Annotated in this window: 10 protein-coding genes; all 10 read right to left on the reverse strand. The window is 45.6% G+C overall.

Going from position 1 to position 12739, the window contains the following annotated elements; genetic code table 11:
• Positions 1-664: 664 nt before the first annotated feature.
• On the reverse strand, positions 665-1582 hold the full coding sequence (gene lpxC, locus QMY49_RS12545; RefSeq protein ID WP_283311815.1) for a UDP-3-O-acyl-N-acetylglucosamine deacetylase: 918 nt from the start codon (positions 1580-1582) through the stop codon (positions 665-667).
• Positions 1583-1683: 101 nt separating this feature from the next.
• The gene (ftsZ, locus tag QMY49_RS12550) at positions 1684-2928 is read right to left on the reverse strand and encodes a cell division protein FtsZ (RefSeq protein ID WP_009697610.1); all 1245 of its coding nucleotides are present in this window, start codon (positions 2926-2928) and stop codon (positions 1684-1686) included.
• 30 nt (positions 2929-2958) lie between these two features.
• Positions 2959-4221, reverse strand: a complete 1263-nt coding sequence (gene ftsA / locus QMY49_RS12555) for a cell division protein FtsA (RefSeq protein ID WP_005447800.1) — start codon at positions 4219-4221, stop codon at positions 2959-2961.
• Positions 4214-4999 (reverse strand): cell division protein FtsQ/DivIB, encoded by a 786-nt coding sequence (locus QMY49_RS12560; RefSeq protein WP_009697609.1) that lies wholly within the window; start codon positions 4997-4999, stop codon positions 4214-4216. The genes ftsA and QMY49_RS12560 overlap by 8 nt, the downstream gene beginning before the upstream one ends.
• 191 nt (positions 5000-5190) lie before the next feature.
• Entirely contained in the window at positions 5191-6648 is a 1458-nt protein-coding gene (murC, locus tag QMY49_RS12565; RefSeq protein WP_005447797.1) for a UDP-N-acetylmuramate--L-alanine ligase, read from the reverse strand.
• 22 nt (positions 6649-6670) lie between these two features.
• Positions 6671-7738: an undecaprenyldiphospho-muramoylpentapeptide beta-N-acetylglucosaminyltransferase gene (murG, locus tag QMY49_RS12570; RefSeq protein ID WP_061065579.1), complete on the reverse strand. Its 1068-nt coding sequence runs from the start codon at positions 7736-7738 to the stop codon at positions 6671-6673.
• Positions 7725-8921: a cell division protein FtsW gene (gene ftsW, locus QMY49_RS12575; protein ID WP_017190080.1), complete on the reverse strand. Its 1197-nt coding sequence runs from the start codon at positions 8919-8921 to the stop codon at positions 7725-7727. Before ftsW ends, murG begins: the two co-directional genes overlap by 14 nt.
• Positions 8922-8939: 18 nt before the next feature.
• Positions 8940-10253, reverse strand: coding sequence for a UDP-N-acetylmuramoyl-L-alanine--D-glutamate ligase (gene murD / locus QMY49_RS12580; RefSeq protein ID WP_009703932.1), 1314 nt, complete (start codon positions 10251-10253; stop codon positions 8940-8942).
• Positions 10254-10292: 39 nt separating this feature from the next.
• On the reverse strand, positions 10293-11375 hold the full coding sequence (gene mraY, locus QMY49_RS12585; RefSeq protein ID WP_005447790.1) for a phospho-N-acetylmuramoyl-pentapeptide-transferase: 1083 nt from the start codon (positions 11373-11375) through the stop codon (positions 10293-10295).
• Positions 11375-12739 carry a UDP-N-acetylmuramoyl-tripeptide--D-alanyl-D-alanine ligase gene (locus QMY49_RS12590; RefSeq protein ID WP_005447788.1) on the reverse strand — a complete coding sequence of 455 codons (1365 nt, stop codon included), beginning with the start codon at positions 12737-12739 and terminating at the stop codon, positions 11375-11377. The genes mraY and QMY49_RS12590 overlap by 1 nt, the downstream gene beginning before the upstream one ends.

Genomic DNA, 12739 nt, shown 5'->3' on the forward strand with positions numbered 1-12739 from the left:
AACATCCATATTTCAAGGCTAAATTTTGAATCAATGTGGCTTAGTGTAAGGATTTTTCGTCGATACAACCATAAATAGACGTATTTGTTTGAAGCACTCGTAAGTTTTTAGACAAACTGATGATGTATTAGCCACTATTACCCCCTCATCAAAGCGCAAAGTCAGTATTTTATAAGCCATTCTTTAGAAGAATCAGCCTCTAGTGGCTAAGTTCAAATCGTCGCTATGAGCTGAAGATAAAGGCAATAATGTAAACCATCGCCCAGTAGAAAGCTGCTTTTGAATACCCATATCTCAACAAAATTAGATTTTACCTATGTAAGATCATAATTTTATCGCCTTCACTTAAAAAGGATCCTAAGTTTGGTGTTCAACGTTAAAAGATCATAATGGTAAGAAAAGGATCGGCAACGCCTTGCCAAGCGGTAAAAAGTGGCAATGTTTCACTATTCGCCATTGCCATTTCTAATAGGCATTTACAGGACATCTGTATTCATTGAAAGTAATATCTTCACAGAAGATCGTTGAACGATCATCTGCAGAACGCTTCACATGCTGCCAAAAGCCTATGTCAAACAAAGCGTACGTCAGAAATATAGACTCAACATTCAGATACTAAAAAGCCAGGCATTGCCTGGCTTTTTTAATCTGTTTGCGCTGTTTATTACGCTAAAACCATGTTTGGTTCTGCAAAAGCAACTGGTGAACCCACTTCTTCTTCGAATGTTGTCCATTCCCATGCTTCTTGATCCGCAAGAACTGCACGTAGAAGTTGGTTGTTTAGACCGTGACCTGATTTGAAAGCACGGAACTCACCGATAATGGCATGACCACACATGTAAAGGTCACCAATAGCATCTAGTACTTTGTGAGTAACAAACTCATTATCAAAGCGTAGACCTTCTTCGTTAAGAATACGGTAATCATCCAGTACAATTGCATTATCGAAACTACCACCAAGAACTAAGTTCTGAGACTGTAAGTATTCAATATCACGCATGAAACCAAACGTACGTGCGCGAGAAATTTCACGAACGAAACCTTGAGATGAGAAATCAAATAGAAGACGTTGCTCATCTGACTCAATCGCAGGGTGGTTAAAGTCGATTTCGAAGTCCATACGGAAGCCATTAAATGGAACAAACTCTGCCCACTTATCGCCATCTTCAAAACGAACTGGTTTCTTAATACGAATAAAACGCTTCGGTGCATTTTGCGTTTCAACACCAGCTTGCTGTAGCAGGTATACAAACGGGCTTGCACTGCCATCCATAATTGGAATTTCAGGAGCGTCTACTTCGACAATAATATTGTCGATACCCATACCAGCAAGTGCTGCATTCAAGTGTTCTACAGTTGAAATTCGCACGCCTTCATCGTTCACCAATGCTGTACATAGCATAGTGTCTCGAACAGACGCTGGGTCAGCTGGAAAATCTACAGGTGGGTTTACATCTGTACGACGGTAAATGATACCTGTGTTTGCAGCAGTTGGGCGCAGAGTAAGTGTGACTTTACGACCAGAGTGGAGACCCACACCAGTTGTTTTCACTATTTCTTTCAGAGTACGTTGTCTGATCATCTGCTTGCCTCTCTAAAATATGCTACAAAACACGGTCGTCTGTAACGTCGACCGTGAATGCTACCATAATCTTGAGCTATGTCAAATTTATGGGTTAAAGATTAATCAGCCTGACGACGCAAAAATGCCGGGATATCTAAATAACCACTTTCCTTCTCTTGCTTAGGAGCGGCAGAACTCTGACCCGCAGAAGCTGGAGAAGAAGAAACTGTGTTTGTCGGCTGAGGAGTTACCTGTGGCTTCTCTTGCACTGGAGTAGTTTGCAAAGTCTGTGCCGGTTTCTCTTCAGCTTGTGGTGCCGCAGCTTGCTGTTGTGGTTGAGCTTGCGGAGTCGCAGTTGGTGCTACTTTCGCTTTGCCACCAGCAACTAGCGTAATGTCTGGTTTTTTCTCATTGCCGATACCTGTCGCAACAACTGTTACGCGGATTTCATCAGTCATATCTGGGTCTAGAGAAGTACCGATAACTACGGTTGCATTGTCAGAAGCAAATGCTTTCACTGTGTTACCAACAGTCTCAAACTCATCAAGACGCATATCCAGACCTGCAGTGATGTTAACAAGAACACCACGAGCACCAGCTAGATCGATGTCTTCTAGAAGTGGGCTAGAAATTGCCATTTCCGCTGCCTCTTCTGCACGATCTTCGCCTTTCGCGATACCGCTACCCATCATTGCGTGACCCATTTCAGACATTACAGTACGTACGTCTGCAAAGTCGACGTTGATCATGCCAGGGCGAGTAATTAGCTCCGCAATACCTTGAACAGCGTTCTTAAGAACGTCGTTCGCACTTGCGAAAGCTTCTAATAGCGTTACACCACGACCAAGTACTTTAAGTAGCTTTTCGTTTGGAATTGTGATCAAAGAGTCAACATGCTTAGACAGCTCATCGATACCTTGCTCAGCAAATGCCAAACGCTTTTTGCCTTCAAAGCTGAACGGTTTTGTTACGACCGCAACAGTAAGAATGCCAAGCTCTTTAGCTACTTCAGCAATAACAGGTGCTGCACCAGTACCTGTACCGCCACCCATACCTGCTGCGATAAACACCATATCGGCACCAGTTAGGGAATCTTTAATTCTATCTCTGTCTTCGAGAGCTGCCTCACGGCCGACCTGTGGATTCGCACCTGCACCCAGACCTTTAGTGATATCACCACCAATCTGAATGACATTGCCAACGCTTGTCTTACGAAGTGCTTGCGCATCAGTGTTGACGCTGATGAATTCCACACCTTCGATGGATTCACGCACCATGTGTTCAACGGCGTTACCACCGCCGCCACCAACTCCAACGACCTTGATTACTGCATCGTCAGACATTTCCATCATCGGTTCAAACATGTGTTGTCTCCGTTTATCCTGCAACTCAGGTTAAAACTCTTTTTGTATCCAATTACGCAATTTACCGAAAAAGCCAGTAACAGATGAGCGCTTAGGTTCATTATAATCGCTATCGTCGCTAGACTGCATGTCTCTTGCGTAATGAAGTAATCCAACTGCCGTAGAATGGTACGGCTCTTTTACATAGTCAGTTAACCCGCTGACTTCAAGCGGTTTGCCAACCCTTACTTGGTTGCGGAATACGCGTTCCGCACATTCTACCACTCCTTCGATTTGCGCAGCACCGCCGGTAAGAACTACACCCGCAGCGAGATGGTGCTTAATGCCCTCTTCGCGCAATTTCGCTTGTACAGAGTCGATAGTTTGGTTAACCAGTCCCATAAGCTCAGAGTATCGTGGTTCAATCACTTCTGACAACGTCTGACGTTGCAGACTACGTGAAGGTCGACCACCTACGCTAGGAACGTTAACCGTGTCATCCTTACTGACTAGTTCGCTCAAGGCACAGCCATATTTGACTTTTATTTCTTCAGCATCGCTCACTGGCGTACCAAAAGCAAAAGCAATATCGCTAGTTACTGCATTTCCTGCGTAAGAAAATACTTCAGTGTGACGTAACGCACCACCGGTCCAGATAGAAATGTCCATCGTGCCGGCACCGATATCAACCACACAAACCCCAAGCTCTCTTTCATCCTCGGTGATCACTGCATTACTTGCAGCAAGCCCAGAAAACACAAGTTGCTCTACTTTAAGACCACAACGTTCTACAGCCTTAATAATATTGCGTGCCATATCATTATGGCATGAGATCAAATGGACACTGACTTCCATTCTCACTCCTGATAAACCAAGTGGGTTTTTAATGCCCTCTTGGTAGTCGATGGTGAACTCTTGTGGAATCACATGAAGGATTCGCTGTTCATCACCGATTTTAATCGATTTTGCAGTATGGATAGCGCGATCCATATCTTCCTGAGACACTTCCTCATCAGATATGGTGCCCATGCCTTTTTCAATTCGGCTTGCGATATGCTTACCAGACAACGAAATAAATACTCGGCTGATTTGGCATTCCGCCATCAACTCAGCTTGATCAATTGCGCGTTGTACTGATTTTACAACCGACTCCAAATCATTCACGCCGCCTTTATCCATGCCACGTGAAGGGCTGCTACCCGCACCAATAATATTTATTTGGCCATCCGGTAGAATCTCACCCACTAGAGCTGATACGGTTGCAGTGCCTATATCAAGACCAACAATAATGTTGTCATCAGCGGCCTTAGTCATTCGTACTCTCTTGTTCTAACTCATGTTCAGGGAACCAACCAACTGCGGCTCCCGTATCGTACCTAAGATCGATATAACTGATTCTTTGAGTGTCACTGCCGAGCTTGTTGTAAAGCAAAAAGAAGCGCTCTATCCGCTCATCCAGAGACTCTTTACCGAGCTCTAGTCGAATACCGTTATCAAGGATGATCTGCCAAGCTCGTCGTTCGTTTAACACTAATGACGAAATAGCCAGCCCCAACGTTTGGAACTTAGGACGGAGATCGCGATAGGTTTGCAAAACTTCCGGTCCAGTCTCATTGGGACCATATAACTTAACTTTTTCTTCCTTTAGCAGGCCAACATCACCATTAAATACTAAGCCATTAGCATCTAACAGCTCATTGCCATTCCAGATGGCAACGGGTTGATGTTCTGTCAAAAATACTTTTACCGTGTCTGGCCATTGCTTACGAATCGCAGCATGTGCGACCCATGGAAGGGCTTCGACACTTTGCTGCAACACATCAATGTCTTGAGACATAAAGGTGCCAATATGATCAATTTGTCCAAACGCTGCTTGCACATCGTCTGCTGTGACATACTCCAGTTTTCCCTGAAGTACAATTTTGGAGAGAGGTAACCTTTGGTCATCCCACATCCAACTGATCGCTGAGTACAAAACAGAACTAATTAAGGTCACTACAACAAAGAAAAATAGCGCACCCAAGATTTTATCTTGACGACCACGGTTATTGTCCGTGTTAAGTCGCTCTTCATTCAGTGCAATATTCAACAACGTCTTCGTTTCCTGACTTTTGTCCTGTACTTTTCACCGTGTTAGTACACATTGGCAAAAGCATTGACTTTAACCTTGGGATTATACTGAGCTCTTGTAAACTATCAAACACTGATAGTGATAAATCACAACGTTCTTGACGCAAAATCGAGATCTAGGTCTTTCTCTGCACTTTGCGCCCGTCCCTATTGTTAGCCAAGCATCTTATTTATATTCAATTCAAGAGCAGCAAGCTGCTTGGCAACTTTACCAACATCACCTGCGCCTTGAGTCAAAATCAGGTCGCCATCTTGTATAACGTTAGCCAAAACTGAAGGTAATTGCTCGATTTCTGGGACAAAAATTGGATCGACCTTTCCGCGACTACGAATAGTGCGGCATAAAGCACGTCCATCCGCGCCGGCAATCGGTTTTTCGCCCGCAGCGTATACATCCAACATGATCAGAACATCCACTTGCTCCAGCACATTCGCAAAGTCATCGTATAAGTCACGGGTACGGCTATAACGATGAGGCTGGAAAATCATGACGAGACGTTTATCCTGCCAGCCACTGCGTGCTGCGTTAATCGTCACGTCCACTTCTGTTGGGTGATGACCATAGTCATCGACAAGCATTGCATGACCATTACCAGTATCGAACTCGCCTAAATGATCAAATCGACGACCTGTACCTTGTGTACCCGCCATTGCTTTTAAGATCGCTTCATCACTGATGTCGTCTTCTGTAGCAACCGCAATCGCTGCAGATGCGTTCAATGCGTTATGGCGACCAGGGATGTTCAGCGTGATATCCAGGTTTGCGCGACCTTCACGAACCACCGTGAACTTGCCCTGTTGACCTTCCTGATGGTAATTCTCTATGCGCACATCAGCGTCTTCAGAGAAGCCATAAGTAATCACTTGGCGACTAATACGTGGAATAAGCTCACGAATGACTGGATCGTCAATACAGACAATAGCTTGACCATAAAACGGCAAGTTGTGAAGAAAATCGATGAATGTCTGCTTCAACGTTTCGAAATCGCCACCATAAGTATCCATGTGGTCAGCTTCGATGTTCGTCACGATGCTTACCATAGGTTGTAGGTGTAAAAATGAAGCATCACTTTCGTCTGCTTCTGCAATCAGAATTCGGCTCGAACCTAAGCGTGCATTTGTACCTGCACTCTTAACTAAACCACCGTTAACAAATGTTGGGTCAAGACCTGCTTCAGAATAGATTTGCGTAACTAGAGCAGTCGTCGTCGTTTTACCGTGTGTACCCGCAACAGCAATCCCATGACGGAAGCGCATTAATTCAGCAAGCATCTCAGCTCGACGCACGATAGGGATACGCAACTCACGTGCTGCCATCACTTCTGGGTTTTCTTCGTTGATCGCGGTTGAAACCACAACAACACTGGCTTTTTCAACATTACTTGCTTGGTGACCGATAAATACCGTCGCACCTTTTGATACTAAACGCTCTGTCACTGGGTTCTCTGATAAATCAGAGCCTGTGATTTGGTAGCCTTCGTTCAACAGCACTTCTGCAATGCCGCTCATGCCCGCACCACCAATACCGATGAAGTGGATGGATTTCACGCGGCGCATCTCAGGCACCATTGCGCGAATCTGAGCTAAGTCTTGTGTATGTTGGATAGTCATCAATTCTATTCTCAATAATTCGTTAACGCTTTTCGGTCAAAGCGACAATGGCTTGTGCGACAACTCGGTCCGCATTCAATTTTGCAGCGCCACGCGCTTGCTCTGCCATTGTAAGTAAAGCTTGTCGATCCAATTGTTGGATCTGCTGAGTCAGTGACTCAACGGTTAAATCTGGTTGTTCAATCATTTTCGCTGCACCGCAATCCACTAAGTGATCTGCATTTAATGCTTGCTGACGGTCTTTATGCATAAACGGAACGAAGATAGCACCCACACCAGCAGCAGACACTTCAGATACCGTTAGCGCGCCTGAGCGACAAACCAGTAAGTCTGCCCACGCATAAGCTTGCGCCACATCATCGATAAACTCTGTTACCTCTGCATTCACCACGCCATTGGCTTGGTATGCTGCGTTGACTTCTTCCGCTGCGCCTTTGCCCGCTTGATGGCGAATAATGTAATCTTGACCCAATTTCGCCATTACTTCTGGCAGAGTTTGGTTAAGAATGCGTGCGCCTTGGCTGCCACCCATAACCAGAATGCGAATTGGACCTTGGCGTTCTTGCATGCGTTCGGTTGGCGCGACCAATTGAGTCACGTCTTCACGAACTGGGTTACCAACCACTTCGGCATTTGGAAAAGCGCCCGGGAAAGCTTGAAAAACCTTCTTAGCGATTTTTGATAACCATCGGTTCGTTAAACCTGCTACTGCATTTTGCTCGTGCAATACGACAGGGATTCCGCTCACCCAAGCCGCAATACCTCCGGGACCACTGACATAGCCGCCCATGCCCAGCACAGCATCGGGTTGCCAGCGCTTCATATGAGTGCGAGCTTGCATGATGGCATTAATAATCTGAAATGGTGCTGCAAGAAGACGCTTAACGCCTTGACCTCGTAGACCTTTTACTTTGATAAAGTCGATTTCGATACCGTGTTTTGGCACCAAATCAGCTTCCATTCTATCCGCGGTACCCAACCAGCGAATTTCCCAACCTTGCTCTTGTAGCTGCTTAGCTACCGCTAGACCAGGGAATACGTGACCGCCAGTACCACCAGCCATCACCATCAAACGTTTATTTTTCTTCATCGACTTGTTGTTCTGATTCTTTCTTGCCGTGCTTTAAGCGGCATTCATGATCGATACGCAGCAAGATAGACACCGCCACGGACATAATAATAAGACTCGAACCACCATAACTGATCAGTGGAAGAGTAAGACCTTTGGTTGGAACGATACCGGCAGCAGCGCCGACGTTAACCAACGTCTGGAAGGCAAACCAAATACCAATACCAAATGCGAGGTAACCACCAAACATTTCGCCTTCTTCGAACGCTCGTTTGCCAATGTAAACCGCTTTAAGCACCAAGCTGAAAATCAGCATTAGCACTAACACGACACCAACAAAACCCAGCTCTTCAGCCAGTACCGCAAACACGAAGTCAGTGTGCGCTTCAGGTAGGTATTCAAGTTTTTGGATTGAGTTACCAAGACCTTGACCAAACCACTCACCGCGACCAAATGCCATTAAAGATTGCGTTAGCTGATAACCACTACCGAATGGGTCTTCCCAAGGGTCTAAGAACGAAGTGACACGACGAATACGGTATGGCTCGACCAAAATCAAGCCAACAACAGCCGCAATACCGGCAATCATTAGAGCCAAGAATTGTGTCAGCTTCGCCCCTGCAATGAACAACATGCCAAACAAGGTCACCAACATTACAACCACAGTACCTAAATCGGGCTGCCCTAGGAGCAATACTGCGAAGAAAGCAAATACCATGATTGGCTTCATAAATCCGCCAAAGAAAGTCTGACGGACCTCGTCTTGCTTACGTACTAAATAACCAGACATGAAGACAAATAGCGAGAGCTTGGCGACTTCGGCAGGTTGCAAGTTAAACAGACCGAGAGGTATCCAACGCGATGCACCGTTAACCGACTTACCTGCGAGCAGTACAACGATCAGTAACCCAAAAGAGAGCCAAAGAAGATAATGACTTCTCTTAAACCACTGCTCTAATGGCACTTGCAGAATTACGGAAGAGACACCTATCGCGAGTACAAGAAAGGTTGCATGACGGAACATGAAATGAAATGGCTGATCCGTCAAACGAGAGCTGATTGGAAATGATGCTGATGTCACCATCACCAAACCCGTTAACATCAAACCCAACGCAATCCATACAAGCTGACGATCAAAAAGCGCCTCAGGTGCAGGATGCTTAAGCCAAGTACCAATGCTGCGTTTAACGTTACCTAAACCCACGAAGTGTGTGACCTTTAATTATGCGTATTTCTCGGCAAGAGCTGCGAATGCGTCACCTCTTGCCATAAAGTTGTCGAATTGATCAAAGCTAGCACATGCCGGAGACAGCATCACCATATCACCCGTTTTTAACTGCGAAGATATCTGTTGAATCACATCTTCCATGGTGTCGAAACGAGTTGCTGATTCGTGCAGTGGCATAAATTCATCGCCATCAGCGCCAAAACAGCAAAGTTGCAGGTTCAGTGTCGCGAAGATCGGTTTTAGTGGAGTGAAATCCGCACCTTTACCAACACCACCAACGAGCAAGTACAGTTTGCCCGTCGACTCTAAACCAGAAAGCGCTGCCATAGTGCTCGCAATATTGGTCGCTTTTGAGTCATTCACCCATTTTACGCCACGATTATCCGCAACCACTTGGCATCGATGTGTCAAACCCGTGTAAGTTTTAAGTGCATTCAATGATTTGTGATAATCCACACCTGCCGCTTTAAGCAGTGCAAGTACGACTAGAGCATTGGCTAAATTGTGCTTACCAACCAGCTTTAGCTCATCACTAGCAATGACACGCTGACCATGATCGAGCAACCAAGTACGATTGCCATCCAATTCAAGACCGTAAGCTTGCTCATCGCTCCCGAATGTCACTAACGGCATATCAATATCAGGGAAGGTCTCTTGGTCATCTCGATTTACAACTGCCAGTTCTACATGGTTGAAAATACGCAATTTAGCTTGTCGATAATCCGCCATGCCGTCATAACGATCCATGTGGTCTTCAGAAAGGTTTAGAAACGCAGCGGCTTTGAGTTTTAAGCTCGACGTAGTTTCTAATTGGAAGCTGGACAATTCAAGGACATACAAATCTGCATCTTGCTCTAGCAAATCAAGAGCAGGAACACCGATATTGCCACCGACACCTACCGTTAGACCTGCGGCTTTCGCCATGACACCAGTTAAGTCCGTTACTGTACTTTTACCGTTAGAGCCAGTAATCGCAATAACAGGTTTATCGGCAGCCCAAGCGAAGAGTTCAATATCGCCAACAACTGGCGTCCCTTTTGCAAGAATGACTTGAATTTCTGGTGTCGCCAAAGCAATGCCGGGATTAGTCACAACTAAGTCAGCTTCTGCAAGCCACTCAGTATTCCACCCGCCACTGTGCAATTCGACTTGCTCAGGCAAGCGTTCAGCCCCAGGAGGGTTAGTACGCGTATCAATGACTTTGACCGCTAGTTGCGGTTGTGTTTTTGTTAGGTGTTTAACGACAGAGAGCCCGGTAATACCGAGCCCTACAACAACAACCTTATGTATGTTTTGCCAACGTTCCATATTTGCTCACGCAATTTGTCTTATTCTTGGAAAGTGCGATTAACGCACTTTCAGTGTCGCTAGACCAATCAGAACAAGAACCATAGAAATAATCCAGAAACGCACGATTACGCGAGGCTCTGGCCAACCTTTCAATTCGTAGTGATGGTGAATCGGTGCCATACGGAAAATACGTTGACCACGTAGCTTGTACGAACCTACCTGTAGGATTACCGACAGTGTTTCCATTACAAACACACCACCCATGATCACCAATACCAACTCTTGACGAACAAGTACTGCGATCGTACCAAGCGCACCACCAAGAGCAAGTGAGCCAACATCACCCATAAACACTTGCGCTGGGTATGTGTTGAACCACAAGAAACCAAGACCCGCACCAACAATTGCCGTACATACAACTACCAACTCAGATGCGTGTGGTAGATATGGAATGTGAAGGTATTCTGAGAAGTTAACGTTACCCGTCGCCCACGCAATCACGGCAAAGCCGGCTGCAACTAAAACGGTCGGCATAATTGCCAAGCCATCCAGACCATCGGTTAGGTTTACCGCATTACTGGTACCCACAATCACAAAGTAAGTGAGGATAATGTACATGAAACCAAGTTGCGGCATGATGTCTTTGAAGAACGGCACAACAAGTTGAGTAGCGGCTGTGTCTTTGCCATAAGCGTACAACGCAAACGCCACAACAAATGCAATCAACGACTGCCAGAAGTACTTCCAACGAGCAATCAAACCATCGGTGTTCTTACGAACGACCTTACGATAATCGTCGACAAAGCCAATCGCACCATAACCTAACAACACGGTTAGTACTGCCCATACGTAAGGGTTTGATAAGTCAGTCCACAAAAGAATGGTGATAGAAATAGCTGCCAAAATCATGATACCGCCCATCGTTGGGGTACCACGCTTGCTAAAGTGGGATTCTGGACCTTCGTTACGGACAACCTGACCAATTTGTAGCATCTGTAGACGCTTGATCATGATAGGTCCCATCCATAGGGATAAACCTAAAGCGGTTAATACGCTGAGGATTGCTCGAAAAGAGAGGTATTCAAACAATCGGAAAAAAGATAGGTATGGCTGTAGCAGCTCGGCAAGCCAAATAATCATTAATAATACTCCTTCAAAGCAGCAGCGACTTCAAACATACGTGCACCGTTCGCCCCTTTCACCAACATCGTGTGATGCTCAGGAGCCGCTTGGTCTAGATGCTGCTTGATGTAGTCAATCATCTCTTGATGTGTCTCAAAATGGATGCCGTCGCAGAGTTCGCTAATAACCCTTGCATCTGCACCATACGTGAGAACATGTTCAAATTTTTGTGGGGCAGCATGTTCCCCGACTTGACGATGAAGTGCAAGACTTTCCTCACCCAACTCCGCCATATTGCCTAAAATCAACCAACGTTGTCCTTGAAATGCCGCTAGCAAATCAACAGCAGCCTTCATTGCGGGAACACTTGCGTTGTAGCTGTCGTCAATCAGTTTGATCTTGTCGCTCAGCTCTTCCACTTCGACACGACCTTTAACTTTATTAAGATGCTTAAGACCAGCTCGAACCTCTTCTAAGGTCGCTCCCATTTGCAGTGCAATGATAGAAGCGGCAATTGCGTTAGACACGTTGTGTTGACCAATAATACCCAGAGACAGTTCAATTTCTTGTGAACCTGCGGCGATATGTAAGTCAAAGCTTGCTTCACCTGCGGCGTTCATCACGATATTTGTCGCATAAAAGTCAGCGTTTGTGTTGCTTTGTGAGAAAGTAATCACCTTCTTATCAGCGAGAACCCCCTCCCACTTAGCTTCACCATGACTGTCTAAGTTCACAATCGCAACGCCACCAGCGGAAAGCCCTTGGTAGATCTCTCCTTTTGCTTGCTTCACTCCATCAATCGAACCAAAGCCTTCAAGGTGTGCTGCAGCTACGTTGTTAACAAGGGCCATATCGGGTTTAACTAATTGAGTAGTATAAGCAATCTCACCAATGTGGTTTGCTCCAAGCTCAATCACAGCGTAGTCATCGTTTTTTTGCGAACGTAATAGTGTCAGCGGAACGCCGATGTCATTATTAAAGTTACCCGCAGTAAATAACACCTGACCTTTCAATTGTAAGATGCTTGCGACCATCTCTTTTACTGTGGTTTTTCCACAACTTCCGGTGATCGCAACCGTTGGTGTTTGACATGATTGGTGAACCCACGCAGCAACTTCGCCCAATGCTATCTTACTATCAGCAACAACAACTTGAGGCACATTCACATTAAGTGTTTTTTGCACCAATAGTGCCCCAGCACCAGACTCTACGGCTTGTTCACAGAAATCATGAGCATCAAAACGCTCACCGACTAAAGCAACAAATAGTGCCCCTAGGTCGATTGTGCGAGTATCAGTAGAAACAGATTCGATGGCAACGTCATTGCCAACCAATTCACCACCTGTGATTTCAGCAATTTGAGAAAGCGTTACGGTGATCAT

Origin of the sequence: Vibrio harveyi, from assembly GCF_030060435.1 — a bacterium.
GTDB lineage: Bacteria > Pseudomonadota > Gammaproteobacteria > Enterobacterales > Vibrionaceae > Vibrio > Vibrio harveyi.

Coding starts and splice junctions, on each gene's coding strand:
- murC (WP_005447797.1), bottom strand. CDS start 6,648: ATGACTATCCAACATACACAAGACTTAGCTCAGATTCGCGCAATGGTG.
- murD (WP_009703932.1), bottom strand. CDS start 10,253: ATGGAACGTTGGCAAAACATACATAAGGTTGTTGTTGTAGGGCTCGGT.
- mraY (WP_005447790.1), bottom strand. CDS start 11,375: ATGATTATTTGGCTTGCCGAGCTGCTACAGCCATACCTATCTTTTTTC.
- murG (WP_061065579.1), bottom strand. CDS start 7,738: ATGAAGAAAAATAAACGTTTGATGGTGATGGCTGGTGGTACTGGCGGT.
- ftsZ (WP_009697610.1), bottom strand. CDS start 2,928: ATGTTTGAACCGATGATGGAAATGTCTGACGATGCAGTAATCAAGGTC.
- ftsA (WP_005447800.1), bottom strand. CDS start 4,221: ATGACTAAGGCCGCTGATGACAACATTATTGTTGGTCTTGATATAGGC.
- QMY49_RS12590 (WP_005447788.1), bottom strand. CDS start 12,739: ATGATCACCGTAACGCTTTCTCAAATTGCTGAAATCACAGGTGGTGAA.
- lpxC (WP_283311815.1), bottom strand. CDS start 1,582: ATGATCAGACAACGTACTCTGAAAGAAATAGTGAAAACAACTGGTGTG.